Here is an 18,961-nt window from a genome sequence, read left to right as displayed (position 1 = left end):
GATTCCTGATGAATCTTAAACGTTATCTGCCGATTCTGGACTGGGCGCCAACATACGGCCGTGATCAGGCCACCAGTGACCTGGTGGCCGCGTTCATCGTCACCGTCATGCTCATTCCCCAGTCGCTGGCCTATGCTCTGCTGGCCGGGTTGCCCGCCCAGGTGGGGCTGTACGCCAGTATCCTGCCCCTGGTGATTTACGCCGTCTTCGGCACCAGTCGGACCTTGTCCGTCGGGCCTGTGGCCGTGGCCTCGCTGATGACGGCGGCGGCCCTGGCACCGCTGGCCGAGGCAGGAACTCCGGAATACGTGGCCGGTGCCGTTCTGCTGGCCGTTATGTCGGGGCTGATGCTGACGCTGATGGGGGTGCTTCGGCTCGGGTTCCTGGCCAATTTTCTGAGTCACCCTGTGATTTCCGGCTTTATCACGGCCTCTGGCATTGTGATTGCGGCCAGCCAGTTGAAGCATATATTCGGAATTCAGGCCTCCGGCCATAACCTGTTGGAAATCGGTCAGTCACTGTTCCAGTCCATTGGCGATACCAACCTGGCCACCCTGTCTGTTGGCGCCGGGGCGCTGTTGTTTCTGGTGCTGGCGCGCAAACGCTTGAAGCCACTTCTTATGGCGATGGGCCTGGCACCGAGAATGGCCGACATTCTGACCAAAACCGCGCCCATTCTGGCGGTTCTGGTGACCACCCTGGTGGCCTGGCAATTCCAGCTTGATGGCCAGGGTGTGCGACTGGTCGGGAATGTACCCCAGGGGCTCCCGGAGTTCACCATGCCGAGCCTGGACATGGGCTTGTGGCAGCAACTGGCGGTCAGCGCCTTGCTGATCAGCGTTGTCGGTTTCGTGGAGTCGGTGTCCGTGGGCCAGACTTTGGCGGCCAAACGGCGCCAGCGCATCGATCCTGACCAGGAGCTGATCGGCCTGGGGACCGCCAACCTGGGTGCCGGCTTTTCCGGGGGTATGCCGGTTACCGGTGGTTTCTCCCGTTCCGTGGTCAACTTTGATGCCGGGGCCGAGACCCCGGCCGCTGGCGCCTACGCCGCGGTCGGTATTGCCATGGCGACGCTGTTCCTGACACCGGCCATCGCGTATCTGCCACAGGCGACGCTCGCCGCCACCATTATTGTTGCGGTAGCCACACTGATTGATCTTCCGGCCCTGGGTCGAACCTGGCGCTATTCCCGCACCGACTTTGGAGCCATGCTCGCAACCATCGTGCTGACCCTGGTGCACAGTGTCGAGGCCGGTATTATCGCCGGGGTGGCGCTGTCCATCGGGCTGTTCCTGTATCGAACCAGTCGGCCCCACAGTGCGGTTGTTGGCCGTGTGCCCGGTACCGAGCATTTCCGCAATGTGCTTCGTCACGATGTTGAACTGTGCCCGAAGGTGACCTTCCTCCGTGTAGATGAGAGCCTGTACTTTGCCAATGCCCGGTTTCTCGAGGAAACCGTGATGGATCTGATGATCCGGGAGCCAGAGCTCAAGGACCTGGTGCTGGTGTGTCCGGCAGTGAACCTGGTGGATGCCTCTGCGCTCGAAAGTCTGGAGGCCATCAACGAGCGTATGAAAGATGCAGGGGTCAGATTGCATCTGGCGGAAGTGAAAGGCCCGGTAATGGACAAGTTGAAAGGGACGGAACTGCTTTCCCATCTGGGTGGCGAGGTTTTCCTGAGTACTTATGAAGCCTGGCAGCGCCTGACCGACCTCGGCAAACTCGAAAAACAGGTCGCCTGATCAATCTGGGCTCGCTTGCACCGGGGGTGGGGCGAGCCGCTAAGATGTCATTCCCGACCCCGTTGCTGCGGTAAGTTCACTATGGGCATGACTGAAAACCTGCTATCCACCAGCCAGTGGATCATCACGCTTCTGCTCTTTCTGGTGATTCTGGTCCGGGCGCTGCGCTCGATTGACTGGCAGGCCTTTCGCAAGGACAACGCACTCCAGCACTCGTTCTTCGGTGCTGCCGTGGTGCTGGGTTTTGTCTGGCAGTTGCGGGCCGGCATTTCACCCGGCCTCGCCATCCACGTTTTTGGTATCACGGTGATCACGCTGATGCTGGGGTGGGCCCTGGCAGTGCTGGCGGGCCTTATGGCACTGGTGATCACGGTGATCACCGGTCGCGAGCCTCTGATCATGTTTGCCGCCAACGGGCTGATCACGGTGATGGTGCCTGCCATTGTCAGCCACGGCATCATGCTGTGGGAGCGCCGACGGGATTTTCGGAACTTCTTCGCCTACATCTTCTTCTGCGGGTTCTTCGGTGCGGGCATTTCTGTAGCGGCGGCCGGCACGGTCATGTGCCTGATGCTGTGGACCAGCGGCGTCTACACGTTTGATGAACTGGTGCACGAGTACATCCGTTACCTGCCACTGTTCATGATTCCTGAGGGATTTGTGAACGGCACCTTTGTAACCGGCCTGATGGTGTTTCATCCCGACCGGCTGACCACGCTGGACCAGAGACGGTATCGCTAGGGTGATCCGCCCTAGCGACCCTCGCCCCGGGCCACAACGGGATTGAGCATGTCACCGCTCTTGCCGGACTCTGCCTGTGCCCGCCAGTGACGGGTCCAGCCCAGCACTTCACCGGAAGGCATGGGGCGGGCAATGCCGTAACCCTGAACGAAATTGCAGCCCATCCGGCGCAGTGCCCGGGCATGCTCCATGGTTTCCACGCCCTCGGCCAGAACCGGGTGGGCGAACCGCTGGGCCAGGAAGATCACGCTCTCCACAATGGCATGGTCGCTGGCATCCTCAAGCATGTTCCGAACAAAACTCTGGTCGATCTTGATAATGTCCACCGGCAGGGTGCGCAAATAGGTCAGCGATGAGAAGCCGGTGCCAAAATCGTCCAGCGCCACCTGAAGGCCAAGGCTCTGGCAATGCGCCAGAACATTGCTGGCCCGTTGGGTATCCTCCAGGGCGGTTGATTCCAGCACCTCCAGGGTGATCTGGCCGGGCGCTATCTCGGGATGGCTGTGCAGATAACTCTCAAGATAGTCGGCAAAGGAGCGGTCCATCAGGTGTTGAGCGCTGATGTTGATGCTGACCGCCAGATCCTCGCCAGCCTCTTTCCAGTTGTTCATCTGGTGAATCGCTTCTTTCAGTACCCACTGTCCCAGTGGTACTTCCAGATGACTGTTCTCCACAATCGGCAGAAACTCGCCCGGTGAGACAAGCCCTTTCTGGGGATGATTCCAGCGGATCAGCGCCTCGAAACCGAACAGCTGGCAATCGGTCACGCGGATCTGGGGCTGGAAAAACAGTTCGAACTCCTCGTTTTCCAGAGCACGTGTGAGTTCCATCAACTGGTTGCGTCGGTTCCGGCGATGTTCGTCCAGCCCGGGATCGAAAAAGTGATACTGGTTGCGGCCTTTTTCCTTGGCGGAATACATGGCCTGGTCGGCGTGACGAATAAGGCCTTCCGCCTCTGATCCGTCTTCCGGGTAGCGGGTGATGCCAAGACTGGCTGTGAGGGTGACGTTTTGATCGCCCACGGCGACGGGGTCGCCTACAGTGGCCAGGATCCGCTGGTACACCGCATCGTGGTTGTCGTCCCCCTGCAGCAGGAGGACGAATTCGTCGCCACCGATGCGAGCCACGGTGTCGCCGCTCCTCAGAGCACGGGTCAGTCGCTCGGCGAGGGTTCTGAGGGCCTGGTCGCCCGCCAGATGGCCCCATTTGTCATTGATAGCCTTGAAGCCATCCAGGTCCAGATAGCACACGGACACAGTGCGATGTTGCCGGTCGGCGTGATTACGGGCCGTGCGCAGGCGCTCTTCCAGCAACTGGCGGTTGGGCAGGCCGGTCAGGTCGTCGTAGTTGGCTGCCCGGTCCAGCTCACGCGCATGGTTCTTGAGCGCCGTGATATCAGAGAACGCTGCCACGTGGTAATACTGCCCCGGTTCCTCCAGATGGACACGGCTGATGGAAAGCAGTTCAACATACTCTTCACCGTTTTTCCGCCGGTTCCAGATTTCGCCCCGCCAGTGGTCGGTTTTCTCGATGGTGCGCCACATGGAGCGGTAGTACTCACCGGAGTGGCGGCCAGAGCTGAGGATCGCCGGGTTCAGTCCCAGAACCTCCTGCCGGCTGTAGCCGGTGATCCGTGAAAACGCGGGATTCACATCCAGGATCCGATTGGACTGGTCGGTGATCAGGATGGCTTCGTGGCTACGATCGAACACGCTGGCCGCGATGCGCAGGCCCCGTTCGCCGTGCTTCCGGTCCGAGATATTGTTCTGAATGGCGATAAAGCCGGGTGCGACGCCCTGTTCGTTACCGATTGGAACGCAATAGGTATGCACCCAGTAAGGCTCGCCGGCCCGGGTGTAATGGAGGATGTCTTCCTCAATGACCTCGGCCTTGTGCAGCTTCTGGTTGATGCGTTTGATGGTGTCAGGGTCTGTGTCCGGCCCGTACAGCACTTCCTTTGGCAGACGTCCGCGCACCTCCTCAAGCTGATACCCCGTGTGCTCCTCAAAACTGGGGTTTACCCATTCAATGCGACCGGCATCATCCAGCATCACCAGAAAATTGGGTGTGACCGACGCAATCATTGCCAGGCGATTGGGGTCGATGTCTGCGGGCGGTGCAATCGTGGTGGGGGATCTGGGCATGAGAGTCAGTAATGTGTGCGCCGGTGTGTCAATTTACGAACTCCCCTCCCTGTGAGACCTGTCGTAAGTGTCAGGGCATGCTACCGGAATAGACCTGAAAAGCCATGGGTAAATGGTCTGGATGAGTTGATAGATGTCAGTTTTGCGCCAATTACCTATCGGTCAGCGCCAGCGCGAGTGTTTCTGGAGTTTGCGTTGCAGGGTGCGGCGGTGCATGTTCAGAGCCCGGGCCGTGGCAGAGACGTTGCCCTCGTTCTCGTTGAGAACCCGCTGGATATGCTCCCACTCCATTTCCTCGACTGAAGGCGGCTCCGCCCGGAGATCGGGTGGTGCATCGATCGGCTCGAATCCGGCCAGCAACTGGCTGACCGTGACCGGCTTGCAGAGGTAGTTTACCGCGCCCCGGCGCATGGCCTCGACCGCTGTGGCGATGCTGCCGTAGCCGGTGAGCACCAGTATTTCCAGATCCGGATGCATATCCAGGAGCTCTGGCAGAAGCTGGAGCCCGCTTTCGCCTGCAAGGTTCAGATCAAGAACGCACCGATGGAAATGTCCTTCCGACAGGAGAGTTTTCGCCTCCTGGTGCCCATGCGCCAGCCGGGCCTCAATGCCCTGGCGACCCAGGGACCGCTGAAGCACCTGCAAAAAGGCGTCATCGTCATCAATCAGCAGCCAGACCCGTTGTTCGCTCACGCTTGACCTCCCGTTGCGATGTTGGTCTCTGCCGCAACCGGCAGATCGATGATGATAGTCGTGCCTTCCGCGCTGCCCCGGGCTTTCATGTTACCCCCAAGGCGCTGGATGGTGGCATTGGACAGAAACAGCCCAACGCCGAGACCATTTTCCGAACTGACCACCTGGTCACCGAGAGTACCTTCAGGTGTGGACTCCAGGCCATCGCCATGGTCTTCCACAACCAGCTCCACCCGGTCCCCGTCGCCCTCGCGGGCAGCCACAGCGACCCAGGCCGGGCTGGCGGTAACTGCGTTGGCGAGTACGTTCAGCACCGCCTGATCCAGGGTGGCGTCCACGGCCACCGGGCAGTCCGGCACCGGCTGTCGCCATTGAATGGCTGCACCCGGCCATAGCAGAGTCGCAGATTCCCGGAGTCGGGCAACCCAGTCCCGGGCGCTCAGGGTCTCCAGTTGTGCGGTTTTGGCCTGCATGGCGGCGGTGGACAGCTGTTGCAGGTGGCCGCTGCACAGCCCCAGTTGCGTTTCCATCAGGGTAAGGTCGTCCGCCAAGGGGTCGTTGCCGGCAACTGCCGATTTCATTTCCTCCACCAGCAGGGTCATGGTGTTCAGTGGTGTGCCCAGACGATGGGCGACGGCAGCGGCGGACAGCCCCAGGGCGATGATCTGTTCATCCCGAAGCCGAGTCTCCCGTATCTGGGCAAGCTGGGCCTGTTGCTGACGCAGACGACGGGCCAGCGCGCCGACAACCAGGAGCAGGATAGCGGCAGTGGTGGCGAAGGTGACCCACATGCCAACAAGATGCAGTTGGGCGAGGTTGGCACTGTGATGTTCGTGGGTTATCGGGGTATGCCAGATCACCAGGCCGGTGTAGACCGCCACCCCTGCGACGGTGACGGCAATACTCTGGCCCAGAGGCACCAGCACAATGGCAACGGCGATGGGCAGCAGTAACAGGGAAACCAGAGGGTTGGTGTAGCCCCCGGTCAGGTAAAGCCAGGCTCCGATCAGAAGCAAATCGACGATCAGCGCCAGGCTGACGGCCTTGGTCGAGCGCGGCGGGCGCCGGGTGAACCAGAGCCAGGCCAGGGTCGCCAGAACGCTATAGGCAAGAGGCAGGATAACCGCTTCGGCCCGATGTGCCAGGGTTACCATGGTTTCCGCCACGGCAATAGAAATCAGCTGCAGCGCAACAATAGTCAAACGCATGCCCAGCAGATAGCGGGCAGTCTGTTGAAAACCCGTCTGTGAGTGGGTTAGCCATTCCATGCATCGGATTCTATCAGCAGTGCCGCCAGAGCGGCGGGAAATCGCATCCCAGATTGCCTGGCGTCAATCGGCGAAGAAACAGGCCAGCTGCTGACGCACAACATCACCTCGCAACTGCAGCGGTCGGTTGCCGACATCATAAACCCTCACGGCAGCGGCTGGTGCTGTGGAGCGTGTTCCGATTTCGGGAGATTCGCCAAGAATGTCCGGAGAGTACCGGCACTGATCGGCCTCCGGGAACAGAGCAGCAAAGGCAATGCCTGTCTCGACCAGATCCTGGAAAAAATGCGAGCCATAGGAAAGGTCTGGCACCATGTGCCCGGCGTTCTCCGATACTTCCACCAGAGCGGCTACCCCGGCAATGTCCGAGAAGCGCACGGGAACGCCCAGTTCTGGGCTGGACGTGCCCCAGCGCCCGGGCCCGATCAGCAGGGTCGGAGCATGTGTTGACCGAACCTGCTCGCCAACAAGGCGGGCTACCTCGAAGCGTTCGCTGGTTGAGAGCTGGCTGTAAATGCCTGCATCCACGCGGATGACCCTGTTCAGGGTCAGGTTGATGTTGCCTCCCATGAAGTGCCCCTCGGTGCGGAAAAGCAGATTCTTCCCGGGAATGTTGTCTGGCAGGTTGACCGGTCCGGTTTCCCCCACGGTAGCCAGGGGGCGGCACTGAACCAGATTGAACGACGGATCGCCACCTTGATCGAGATGCAGCGTGAATTCCACATCGACCGGGTGCCGGTAACCTGCTTCCAGGGTTTTCAGCAGGCAGGAAAGTCTTTTGATAAAGGCGCCCTGCTGTACCAGCGGCCGGAATGTCAGGCGCCAGACCGGGCCTTGCAGGCCTATTCGTTCGGCCCGGTTGGTGGCCTCCCGGTCCACTTCCGCCAGGTGTGACATGGGCAGCTCCACGGCGCTTTCCAGCACCTGGCTGAGTGGCCGGGTATCGAGTGCGCCGTCCTGCAGGTCTAGAAGGTCCACCAGATGTTGGGAGAACCGGTAGGACTCATCCTGGTTGCGAAAAGGTTGGCGCAGGGGATGGTCCAGTGCCATGACACAGGCATGGTCGCCTTCGATGCGGTCCACCGCCCGGGTTCCCAAGCCCATCACCAGCCGAACCATGCCCGCTTTCGGGTCCATGTTGCTGTCCCAGGCAAAGGTGTTGCGGGAGACGCCAACGCCGGCTGCATCGGGGAGATAGTAGCGGCCGTGGAAACGGCCGTTTACCCGTTGGATCAGCAGTGCCATGGGCTCTTCCCGCTGATCCAGGCCTCGCTGCTTGCGGTAATGCAGAGCGTCTTCACTCATGGACGATGCATACACCTGTCGGATGGCATCTTCCAGAGAGGCCAGACGATCTTCCGGTGAGCCCTGGTTGACCAGGAACACGCTCTCGTACTTGCCGGCGAAGGCGTTACCGAAACCATCTTCCTGCAAGCTCGATGAACGCACCAGAATCGGATACTGGCCGTAATGATCCAGGAGCCGTTCCAGCTCGGGCCTGATCTCATCGGGAAACTGGCCAGCAAGAATAGCCTCCTGCAATGCCGGCGCCTCTGCCAGGTAACCGGCTTCCGAACGCTGGCGCATGATTGCCGGCCACAAACCGTTGTGCACCAGGAATGCGTAGTAGGCATCGGTGCCGAGGTAACTTGAATCGTGAGGCTCCAGGTAGTGTTGCCACAGCGCCGGTTCTTCCTTCTGCAAAATATTTCGCGCGATCAGCATGCCGGTTGCCTTGCCCCCGATGGAGCCACTGCCGACCAGACGGCTTCGAATCCCGAGCAGGTCTTCCAGCGACAGATAACGTCTGGCCAGCTCCAGAATTTGCGGATCGCGGCTGATCAGCACTTGCAGAACCTGGGTCTGTAACTCGGCAATGCCGTTTTCGTCCTGTTCAGACAGCGCCCGGCTTGCGTCCTGAAACAGGCGGTCCCAGTAGTCGAGCAGAGGCTGGCGGTGCAGGTGCTCCCGTTCCAGGCTGGCCTGCAACCGGGTTGCATCGCTGCTGTCGGTGATTGGCTGGAAACGACCATTTTCCTCGCGGTGAGGCAGGAACATGGTGGGCGATTGCCGGCGCCACGCCTTGATGGGGTGAATCTGGACGTTGTCGCCATGGCGATGGACGTCGATCATTACCTGGGTGGTTTCGCGAATGCGGTCCAGAGTCATTCGGGAGTGCCGGTCCGGGTGCAGGGCAAACCAGGCAACGGTATCCAGTTCAAACAGGAACGGGCAGATTACCCGGAAGAAGTTGCCCACCATGGCATCTGTGGCCCAGGCATTGAGCAGTTCGCTGAGGCTGTCGCACACGTAAAATGCGCCCCGGCCATGCTGCTCGATCAAATGCCAGACCCGGCTGGTAAAGCTCTCGAAGCCTCCGAGCGCGTCGATCTTGATGGTCCGAACCGCGTCGTGCTCTTCGATGATGGGAGGGTGCTCGCCAAAGCGCAGATAAATGATCTGCCTTCCGGCATCCGCGGCGGCGTTCAGAAAGGGCAGTACGAACCGGCGATAATCTTCAAGGTCGGAGACCCGCCAGACCACGTTATCGCCGATTCGCAAACGATCGAGAACCTCATCCAGCCCGGCCAGGCCGGTGGAGACCTTATCGGCAGGCTGGAGAGGTTCTTTGTTGCTCATGGACAGATCAGATCACGCCCATGGCGTTCATCGCCCTGGCCACACGGAGGAAACCGGTGATGTTGGCGCCCAGCACATAGTTGCCCTCGGAGCCGAACTCGGCGGCGGTTTCAAAACAGTTCTTGTGGATATCGATCATGATTTCCTCAAGGCGCTTCTGGGTGTAGTCGAAGGTCCAGGAGTCGCGGCTGGCGTTCTGCTGCATTTCCAGGGCAGAGGTGGCAACCCCGCCGGCGTTGGCGGCCTTGCCCGGGCCATAGGCCAGCTTTGCGCTCTGGAAGATGTCGATGCCCTCCGGTGTAGTGGGCATGTTGGCACCTTCGGCAACGGCAATGCATCCGTTCTCAACCAGTGTCTTGGCATCTTTGCCGTTGAGTTCGTTCTGAGTGGCGCATGGCAGGGCTACGTCACAGGGCACACTCCAGATATTGCCGCCTTCAACGTATTTTGCGTCTTTGTGAAACTCAGTGTAGGCGCTGATACGACGACGCTCTACCTCTTTGATCCGTCTGAGCGTCTGCAGGTCAATGCCTTTTTCGTGCACGATCATGCCGCCCGAATCGGAGCATGCAACAACCCTGGCGCCCAGTTCGTGGGCCTTTTCGATGGCGTAGATAGCCACGTTGCCGGAGCCTGAAACCACCACGGTTTTTCCGTCCAGGGAGTCGCCACGGGCTTTCAGCATTTCCTGGGTGAAGAACACCGTGCCATAGCCGGTTGCTTCGGTACGGGCGCGGCTGCCGCCCCATTCCAACCCCTTGCCAGTGAACACCCCGGATTCATAGCGGTTGGTGATGCGCTTGTACTGGCCGAAGAGATAGCCAATCTCGCGGCCACCCACGCCGATATCGCCGGCTGGAACGTCGGTATACTCGCCGAGATGACGATAGAGCTCGGTCATCAGGCTCTGGCAGAAACGCATGATTTCATCGTCGGATTTGCCCTTGGGATCAAAATCGCTGCCGCCCTTGCCGCCCCCGATGGGCAGGCCGGTCAGGGCGTTCTTGAAGATCTGCTCGAAGCCCAGGAACTTGATAATGCCCAGATAAACGGAGGGGTGAAAGCGCATGCCGCCTTTGTAGGGGCCCAGGGCACTATTGAACTCGACGCGGAACGCACGGTTGATGTGGATCTCGCCATTGTCGTCCTGCCAGGGCACACGGAAGATGATCTGGCGCTCGGGCTCGCAGATACGCTGGATGATTTTTTTCTCGGCGAACTCGGGGTATTTCACGAGAACAGGGCCGAGGGTCTCAAGAACCTCATGGACAGCCTGGTGAAACTCGCTCTCCCCCGGGTTGCGGTGCAGTACATCCTGGAAAATGGGTTCCAGTTTTTCGTCGAGTTTTGCGGTCATGTCTATTCGGCCCTCGGAATACGCGTATTGAATGCCACGAAAAAGTGGCGTCATCAGAAAAGGGCAAAGATTGCACCACAGAGGTGCATATTTTGGCAAGCAGGTTCGTGGGAAGGCCTGTTCCTCATATGGAGTACCTCCAAGAGGGTGCGGCATTGTGTCTCAAGCCAGGAGTAGCAAAGCGTCATACACTTTCGTCGTCAACGTTCTCCCGTTAATCGAACCGAACGATCACAAGGATTTCCTTAAGATGCATACCAGACACATGGCTCGTTGTATCGGCTTCGCCCTGGCCGGTTGTGCCTTGTCCCCGCTTGTTCAGGCCGAGTTGGAACAAGCGGATCAGATGCTTATCCGGGTGACGGAGGGGCAATCTTCGGAAATCGCCCGGCTGAATGAATCGGCATTAAGCCGGGAGCCGATAGCGCGTCTTTCCGGCGACCCCTCTGTGTCGCTGTCCCGTATGGGCGGCAGAGGGCTTGATCCCGTGGTACGGGGACAAAGCCAGGAGCGGGTGGATGTGCTTCTGGACGGTATTCGCGTTGAAGGGGCCTGCCCGAATCGCATGGATCCGCCAACCAGCCGCCTGAGCACGGCGCTGGCGCCCCTGCTGGAAGTGCGGACCAGCAACCAGACCCTGCGCTGGGGCCCTATTACCGGTGGGCAGGTGGTGGCCACTACGGCAGCGCCGGTTTTCGATGGCTCCATAACCGCAGGCCATCTGAGCGTTGGTGGTGCTGACAACGGCAATGGCAAGCTGGTCAATGGCAGTGCCGCAGTGGGCAGCGACAGTGCCTGGCTTCGCCTCGCAGGGGGATACGACGAGGCGGACGATTACGAGGACGGCGACGGCAACGAGGTCCGCAGCGCCTACAAGAACTCCGAGGCTCGCCTGGATGCGGCGTGGAAGGCGGATAATGGTTTCTTCATCAAGGGTCTGGTGAGCCGGCAGGAAGAGCGGGATGTCAAATACGCCGGCTCCGGCATGGATGCGCCGAAAACCGATACCGACATCATGCGCCTGGAGCTTGGTTCTCCGGTGGCGAACGGCAACTGGAACCTGCTGGCCTGGCAGGCGGATGTCGACCACATCATGGATAACTTCAGTCTCCGTGAATCCATGATGAAAATGCTGACGGATTCCGAGACCGAAACCCGGGGTTTGCGTCTGACCCTGGATCAGAGCCCGGATGCCCGAACAGACTGGGCCATTGGCGCCGATGTTGAGACCAATAACTGGTACGCCGAACGGTTCGGCGGAGCCAATCTTGATGTGCTCACCTCCGTACTCTGGCCCGACGTGGATCGAGACCGCTTCGGCCTCTTTGCCGAGCGCTTCTACCGGGTAACTCCCGAATTGAAGCTTGGCGGTGGCGTGCGCTACGACCGCGTGGAAATGTCTGCAGCGGCAGCCGATGATGTGTTCGGCAGTGGCATGATGGCCATGTCCGCGGCCGACGCCTACGAGTCGATCTACGGCACCACGAACACCGATGTTGCCGATGATAATTTCAGCGGTTTTGTCAGCAGCGATTGGCGATTCTCTTCGGTCCAGTCGATGGTGGTTACGGCCAGCCACAGCGTCCGCAGCCCGGGCGTGACGGAGCGTTACATTGCCAGCTGGAACAACATGGACCCGTCCAGGCGCTGGGTGGGCAACCCTGCACTGGACCCTGAGACCCACCGCAAGCTGGAACTCGCGATGCCCGGCCAGAGTAACGGCTGGAACTGGCGCCCGGCCGTGTGGGTGGATCAGGTGAATGATTTTGTCCTGCGTACTCGTAATGCTGACCAGGTCAGCGTCTACCGCAATATTGATGCGCGCCTGATGGGCGTTGAAGCAGAGCTTGGGTGGAGCAATGGCACCTGGAACACCAACAGCAGCCTGGCATCGGTTCGGGGTGAAAATCGCGACGATAACCAACCGCTGCCGCAGATTCCGCCGGTGCAGTTTGTTCAGACCCTTGGCTGGCAGCGCATGGGCCATGCCCTTGAACTGGAGTGGGTGCTGGCCCGCCGCCAGGATCGGGTGGATCTGGAATCCGGTCAGGATCCCGGCACGTCTCCGGGTTATGGCGTGCTGAACCTGTCCGGCAGTCACCCTCTTGCAGACTATCTGAGTGTTACCTGGGCCGTGGATAACCTGTTCGACAATACCTGGGCACCCCATGTCAGTCGGGCCAACACTGATCCATTTAATCCCGAAGCCGTAAGAGTTAATGAGCCTGGCCGGACCCTGCGTGCCGCACTGACAGCCAGGTGGTAAGACCATGTATGGCGGTTACCCGTTTCTCATAGCTGGCGGGTGACATTGATGCCCCGGGTGGATCCAACTCCTCCACCCGGGGCTTTTTTGTTCCTGCTCAATGTAAGCCCTGCCTCAGCCTGTTAAACTTCTTGTTAATTAAAGAATATGCTTATAACCAAAACAAGGTGGCTGTATGCATCCGGCGGGACGCTTTTTCAATGTGATTGTGTTGGCGCTCATGCCTGCGTGGGCAACGGCTCAACCGGATTACGAGGTTGTGGAACGAGTCACTCTCCGTGAAACGATCCATCTCGATGGCGTCATTGAGGCCGTACAGCAAAGTACCGTCTCTGCCCAGACCAGTGGCACTGTCCAGAGCCTTCCCTTCGATGTGGATGATTCCGTGACCGCCGGTGAGCTGATTGTCCAGCTGGAGGACAGTGAGCAGCGATCCCGTTTGCGCCAGGCACAAGCCGGGCTGGAAGAGGCCGAGGCAGCACTGGTGGACGCACGCCAGCGGTTTAACCGGATTGAGACAGTCCACGAACGGGGGCTGGTATCCCGGCAGGAGTTCGATCAGGCCCGCAACAACCTGGCCGCTGCCCGGGCCCGGGTAGAGCGCGCCAGTGCCGCCGTTTCCGAGGCGCAGGAGCAGCTTTCCTATACCCGTGTGGTGGCGCCCTATGGCGGCATCCTGACCGAACGCCACGTTGAGGTTGGCGAAGCGGTCAATCCCGGCCAGCCGCTGCTCAGTGGCTTGTCTCTGGAACAGCTTCGGGTTGTCGTCGATCTGCCCCAGAAATACGCCGAACTGGCGCGTACGGAGCGTCAGGCCCAGGTTACCCTGGCCGACGGCCGGGTGCTGGAAACCGGTGAAATGACTTTCTATCCCTATGCGAATCCGCAAACCCATACTTTCCGCCTGCGCATGCGCCTGAGTGAGCCCAACGGTTCCCTGTTTCCCGGCATGCTGGTGAAAGTCAGCGTGCCGGTTGCCACCCGGGAGGCCCTGCGGGTGCCGGCCAGCAGCCTGATTCAGCGCAGTGAACTCAGGGCGGTATTTGTGCTCGATGATCAGGATCAGCCCAGGCTGAGGCAGGTTCGCACCGGGGCGCGGGACAATGGCAGGCTGGAGATTCTTGCGGGCCTGAGCGAGGGCGAGCGAGTAGTCACAAACCCGTCTGTACTGGTGGGCAGCGAGCGCCTGAATCCGCTTGAAAGAACGGGCGAGGAGTCGAACCCGTGAGCCGTGATCTGCCGCCCGTTGGTCCATCTGGTGCCATCGCCCGGGTTTTTCAGAACAACCATCTGACACCGCTGCTGGCCATTCTGGCAATTATTCTGGGCATCCTGGCCGTGGTGTTCACGCCCAAAGAAGAAGAGCCCCAGATTGACGTCACCATGGCCGATATCATGGTGGCCTTTCCCGGCGCCAGCACCCGGGAGGTGGAAAGCGCGATTGCCACGCCCGCCGAACAGGTGATGAGTGAGATCCAGGGCGTCGAACACGTCTATTCGGTATCCCGCCAGGGCCAGGCCGTGATCACGGTGCAGTTCGAGGTGGGTATTCCACGGCAGGAAGCCCTGGTGCGGCTCTACAACCAGGTGTACTCCAACCAGGACTGGTTGCCGCCCAACCTGGGCGCGACCCAGCCGGTGATCAAGCCCAAGGGCATCGATGATGTGCCGGTGATGACCCTGACCCTCTACGATCCGGTCAACGGCCATACGGGTGAGGAACTGACCCGCCTGGCGCACATGCTGGAAGTCGCCCTGAAACGGGTTCCCGGCACCCGGGATGTCTATACCACCGGTGGCATTCCGGATCGCGTGGATATCCGCTTCGATCCGGCGTTGCTGGCGGGGTTCAATCTCACCATCGACGATATCCGTAACGCCCTGGCGGCGGCCAACACCAGCAGCCAGGAGGCCCGGATTACCCAGGATAACCTGTCGATACCTGTCCAGGCCGGAACGCTTCTGGAAACCGTGGAGGATGTCCGGCGCCTGGTGGTGGGTATGTACAACGGCGCAGCGGTGTACCTGGAAGATGTGGCGGATGTCAGCCGCGGTGGCACCGTGGTGGACCAGAGCGTGATGACCGGATTCGGGCCGGCCCACGAGGCCGGCCAGGCCGGCCGGCCCGGTGAGGTTTACCCGGCGGTGACCCTGGCCATCGCCAAGAAGCCGGGCGAGAACGCCATCAACATTACCACGGCCATTGAAGAGCGTCTGGCGCAGCTGCGCAACCGGGCCCTGCCGGAATCCGTGGAGGTTCTGGTGACCCGGGACTATGGTGTGACCGCTTCCCAGAAAGCCCGCAAACTGATAACCGATCTGATCTCCGCCACCCTCTGCGTTGTGTTGCTGGTGCTGGCGGCCATGGGCTGGCGCCAGGCGCTGATTGTCGGCATTGCGGTGCTGATCACCCTGCTTCTGACCCTGGTGTTCTCCTGGGCCTGGGGTTTCACCCTGAACCGCGTCTCCCTGTTTGCGCTGATCTTCTCCATCGGCATTCTGGTGGACGACGGCATCGTTATCACCGAGAACATCAACCGGCGCATCCAGAACTCCCGGCGGGCGGTGAAGGACATTATTCCCGTTGCCGTGGACGAGGTAGGCACCCCCACCATTATGGCCAGCCTCACCATCATGGCGGCGCTGATTCCGATGGCCTTTGTCAGTGGCTTGATGGGCCCTTACATGAGCCCGATTCCGATCAACGCCTCGGCCGGCATGGTGCTGTCCCAGATCGTTGCTTTCGTGGTGGCGCCCTGGCTGGCCTTCCGGTTGCTCAAGCACAAGAAGGGTGAGCAGGCCGCCGAAGCCGAGGAGGCTTCCAGCTCGGCGGATGGCGTCAGTCCAGTGTCCCTGCGAATTTTCCGGACGGTGCTCGGGCCCTTCCTGGGCGATCATCCCTGGCGGCGTCGTGTGCTGGCCCTGGGCGTGGTGGGGCTGACCCTGGCGGCCACGTCGCTGCCGGTATTCCAGGCGGTGATCCTGAAGATGCTGCCCTTCGACAACAAGTCCGAGCTGCAGGTGGTGGTGGATATGCCCGAGCGCACGCCCATGGAGCAGACCCAGCGGGTGTTGATGGAAATGGGCAGCTACCTGGAAACGGTGGATGAAGTGGCCAACTGGCAGACCTACGCCGGTACCGCGTCGCCGATCAATTTCAACGGTCTGGTCAGGCAATACTACCTGCGTGGCGACCCTTACCACGGCGATATCCAGGTCAATCTGGTTCATGAGGAGTACCGGGAACGGCAGTCCCACGCAATTGCCCAGTCCCTCCGGGGTCCGCTGACTGAGATCGGCAAGCAGTACGGTGCCAGCGTCAAGATTGTGGAGGTTCCGCCTGGTCCGCCAGTGCTGTCACCCTTGGTGGCGGAAATCTACACGGTGGATGAAACCCGCCGGGCGGAACTGGCCCGGCAGGTGGCCGAGGGCATGACCGAGGTGGATGGCCTGGTGGATATCGATACCACGATGGAAGCGCCCACTCGGCAATGGGAAGTGGTTGTGGATCGGGCCCGCGCGGCAAGGCTTGGCGTGTCCCAGGCCCAGGTGGTCGGTGCCCTCCAGACGGCCCTGGGCGGTACCAGTGTCAGCTTCCTGCACGATGACCATGCCAAGTACCCGGTTCCGATCCGGGTGATCCTGGGTGAGGGCGACAAGGCCCAGCCTTCGGTCCTGCTGTCCCTGAACGTGCGCAGTCGTGATGGCAACCTGGTTCCTTTGGCGAGTATTGCCGAGGTTCGCGAGGCGGACTGGATGGGCGCGATCTACCACAAGGATCTGCTGCCGGTGACCTACGTGACCGCCGACATGGCGGGCGAGGTCGATTCACCGCTGTACGGCATGTTTGCCATGGTGGAGCGCCTGAACCAGCAGGAGGGGGCGCCGGAGCAGTACTTCATTGATCAGCCGCCGTTGCCGGAAAAAGGCACCCTGAAATGGGACGGTGAATGGCAGATTACCTACGAAACCTTCCGGGATATGGGCGCGGCCTACAGCGTGGGGGTCTTCATGATCTTTGTGTTGCTGGTGGCCCAGTTCCGCTCCTACATCCTGCCGCTGGTGATCATGGCCCCCATTCCCCTGACGATGATCGGGATCATGCCCGGCCATGCCCTTCTGGGGCGGGAATTTACCGCGACCAGCATGATCGGCATGATTGCCCTGGCCGGAATCATCGTGCGCAATTCCATCCTGCTGGTGGTGTTTATCCGGCAGTTGATCGAGGAAGGTGTCGAACTGGACGAAGCGGTGGTCCTAGCCGGTGCGGTGCGCATCAAGCCCATTGCCCTGACGGCGATTTCGGCGATGGTTGGTGCTTACTTCATCCTGAATGATCCGATTTTTAACGGCCTGGCGATATCCCTGGTCTTCGGCCTGGCCATGTCCACGTTACTGACCGTGCTGGTGGTGCCGCTGCTTTATTACACCCTGGCGCGCTGCAAGTGGGTGTGATTCGGGGCGTTTACGCCTGGCATGGCACCAGGACGCTGTCGGAACTGATGATCCGGTTCCGCCCCGCGTCCTTGGCGTTATAGAGGTACTCGTCGGCACGGCCGATCAGGCTGCGAAGGTCGGCGCCGTCCGGACCAAACTGGGCAATGCCGCCGCTGATGGTGAGCCTGATGGCCTGGTCCTGATAGGACACGGGGTTTGACTCGATCTCATTCCGGATCTTTTCGGCCACCCGATGAGCCTGGTCTGCGGTGGTGTTGGTGAGCAGAATGGCGAACTCTTCACCGCCCAGTCGTGTGGCAAGATCGGTCGCTCTCAGCGATGCCCGCAGTGTGCCGGCAACATGCCTGAGCGCCCGGTCGCCCGCCTCGTGACCATGTTGATCATTGACCTGTTTGAAGTGGTCCAGGTCCAGCACCAGCATGGACAGCGGGGTTCCGTTGCGGAGGCTGCGCTTGCGCTCCTGCTCGAAAACGTCGCTCAGGCGTGCGCGGTTGGCGAGACCTGTCAGCGCATCGGTCTGGGCCATTTTCAGCAGGCGCGATTCGGATTGCTCCCGGGTGATCTCGTAAATATGGGAGAAGGCCAGAATGGTCAGGGACATCAGCCCCATGTTGGCAATCGGAAGCGGCTGCATCAGCTCCGGCGCATCGTGGAATTTGAAGAAGAAAATCACTGCCGCCGTAACCATGAACACGGCTGATACCAGAAGACCCAACCGCCGCCCCATCAGAAGATGGGAAAGGATGGGGATCAACAGGACCCAGGCGAATACGGTGGTTGTGGCGCGGGGCGATGTGAGTGCGAACATCATGGTGATGCAAAAGGGCAGGATGAACGCCAGGATCCAGCGTTCAAGGTGCTTGGTGTTTCGGATCGCCCAGAAAATGACAACCGAGTAGCACGCCATGCCAATCTCGGCAAAGGCCAGGGGGTAGTTCCCTCTCTGCATGTTGAGCATAAAGAAAAGCAGGCCACTGACGGCGGTCAGTATTAGCAGCGTTTTTAACACCGCTTTGCGGTACGGACGGGCAAGGTGCTTCTGTGATTCCGTATAGCTTTCCATGGGTCTGGTCTGGGCATCCGGTGCACTGGAGTGATGTGTACAAAGTGGTTGCACATGCTGCAAGCTCCGGCCATTAGATCAGAAATCCGGCAATGTAGCCGTCTGCCTTAGACTAAAGTCTAGGGTGCAGGGGTTCCTCAACGAGTCGGCCAGTAGCGCTGCATTTCCACGAACAGGAACGAGGCGCTCCAGGTGATCAGAACCAGTCCGGCCAGCGCCTCTATGCCGGTGAGAAAGCGCAGAATACCGAAAGGTTCGATATCGCCGTAGCCAAGAGTCGTGAAGGTGGTGAAGGAAAAGTAGGCGCAGTCCAGGATGCTGCCGCTGAAATTACCGGTTAAATGGCCCCAGCCCTCGGCGTGGTGCATGAAATAGAAGGCACTGGCAAAGATCCACACCTGGAGGGTGTGCGCGGCAAGAATGCCGAAGACGGCAGCGATCAGTCGGAAACGGTGACTCTGGCGCATTCTCGACAGAAGACTGCTTAGATTCAGGAGCACTTCGTGATGGATCAGCACCACAACGGCAACGATCAGCCCGTTAATGAGCGTTGCGTTGAGGAGATTGACATGATGTTCTGCTGCCAACA

Annotated in this window: 12 protein-coding genes; 5 read left to right on the top strand and 7 right to left on the bottom strand. The window is 60.3% G+C overall.

Features of this window, described 5'->3' with window-relative positions:
* The first annotated feature begins 8 nt into the window (after nucleotides 1-8).
* A complete protein-coding gene (locus tag WA411_RS01355; RefSeq protein ID WP_291905414.1) occupies nucleotides 9-1,742 on the top strand; it encodes a SulP family inorganic anion transporter in 1,734 nt (577 codons plus the stop codon).
* Nucleotides 1,743-1,823: 81 nt separating this feature from the next.
* Nucleotides 1,824-2,483 carry an energy-coupling factor ABC transporter permease gene (locus WA411_RS01350; RefSeq protein ID WP_069182635.1) on the top strand — a complete coding sequence of 220 codons (660 nt, stop codon included), beginning with the start codon at nucleotides 1,824-1,826 and terminating at the stop codon, nucleotides 2,481-2,483.
* An 11-nt stretch (nucleotides 2,484-2,494) separates the two neighbouring features.
* Here the strand turns inward: WA411_RS01350 and WA411_RS01345 are convergent, their stop codons facing one another.
* From WA411_RS01345 to gdhA, 5 genes are all read right to left on the bottom strand, one after another.
* A complete protein-coding gene (locus WA411_RS01345) occupies nucleotides 2,495-4,627 on the bottom strand; it encodes a GGDEF and EAL domain-containing protein (protein WP_291905416.1) in 2,133 nt (710 codons plus the stop codon).
* Between the two features lie 162 nt (nucleotides 4,628-4,789).
* Entirely contained in the window at nucleotides 4,790-5,320 is a 531-nt protein-coding gene (locus WA411_RS01340; protein ID WP_291905418.1) for a response regulator transcription factor, read from the bottom strand.
* On the bottom strand, nucleotides 5,317-6,588 hold the full coding sequence (locus tag WA411_RS01335) for a sensor histidine kinase (protein WP_291905420.1): 1,272 nt from the start codon (nucleotides 6,586-6,588) through the stop codon (nucleotides 5,317-5,319). The genes WA411_RS01340 and WA411_RS01335 overlap by 4 nt, the downstream gene beginning before the upstream one ends.
* A 63-nt stretch (nucleotides 6,589-6,651) precedes the next feature.
* Nucleotides 6,652-9,228 carry a PEP/pyruvate-binding domain-containing protein gene (locus tag WA411_RS01330; protein WP_291905423.1) on the bottom strand — a complete coding sequence of 859 codons (2,577 nt, stop codon included), beginning with the start codon at nucleotides 9,226-9,228 and terminating at the stop codon, nucleotides 6,652-6,654.
* Nucleotides 9,229-9,235: 7 nt separating this feature from the next.
* Nucleotides 9,236-10,585: an NADP-specific glutamate dehydrogenase gene (gene gdhA, locus WA411_RS01325; protein WP_291905425.1), complete on the bottom strand. Its 1,350-nt coding sequence runs from the start codon at nucleotides 10,583-10,585 to the stop codon at nucleotides 9,236-9,238.
* Nucleotides 10,586-10,835: 250 nt separating this feature from the next.
* Here gdhA and WA411_RS01320 point away from each other — a divergent pair, with 250 nt between their 5' ends.
* The 3 genes from WA411_RS01320 to WA411_RS01310 all read left to right on the top strand — a co-directional run bounded on the left by WA411_RS01320 (nucleotide 10,836) and on the right by WA411_RS01310 (nucleotide 17,306).
* Nucleotides 10,836-12,851 (top strand): TonB-dependent receptor domain-containing protein, encoded by a 2,016-nt coding sequence (locus WA411_RS01320; protein WP_291905426.1) that lies wholly within the window; start codon nucleotides 10,836-10,838, stop codon nucleotides 12,849-12,851.
* A 175-nt stretch (nucleotides 12,852-13,026) separates the two neighbouring features.
* A complete protein-coding gene (locus tag WA411_RS01315) occupies nucleotides 13,027-14,079 on the top strand; it encodes an efflux RND transporter periplasmic adaptor subunit (RefSeq protein WP_291905428.1) in 1,053 nt (350 codons plus the stop codon).
* Nucleotides 14,076-17,306, top strand: coding sequence for an efflux RND transporter permease subunit (locus WA411_RS01310; protein WP_291905430.1), 3,231 nt, complete (start codon nucleotides 14,076-14,078; stop codon nucleotides 17,304-17,306). Before WA411_RS01315 ends, WA411_RS01310 begins: the two co-directional genes overlap by 4 nt.
* Nucleotides 17,307-17,316: 10 nt before the next feature.
* Here WA411_RS01310 and WA411_RS01305 read toward each other — a convergent pair whose 3' ends face one another.
* Entirely contained in the window at nucleotides 17,317-18,372 is a 1,056-nt protein-coding gene (locus WA411_RS01305) for a GGDEF domain-containing protein (RefSeq protein WP_291905433.1), read from the bottom strand.
* Between the two features lie 137 nt (nucleotides 18,373-18,509).
* A complete protein-coding gene (locus WA411_RS01300) occupies nucleotides 18,510-18,959 on the bottom strand; it encodes a potassium channel family protein (protein WP_136630730.1) in 450 nt (149 codons plus the stop codon).
* Nucleotides 18,960-18,961: the final 2 nt, after the last annotated feature.

The sequence above is a fragment of the Marinobacter sp. CH_CUG1437-1 genome (assembly GCF_037029655.1).
GTDB lineage: Bacteria > Pseudomonadota > Gammaproteobacteria > Pseudomonadales > Oleiphilaceae > Marinobacter > Marinobacter salsuginis.
Note: the sequence above shows the minus strand (reverse complement) of the source record. Positions and strands in the feature narration are given on the sequence as shown.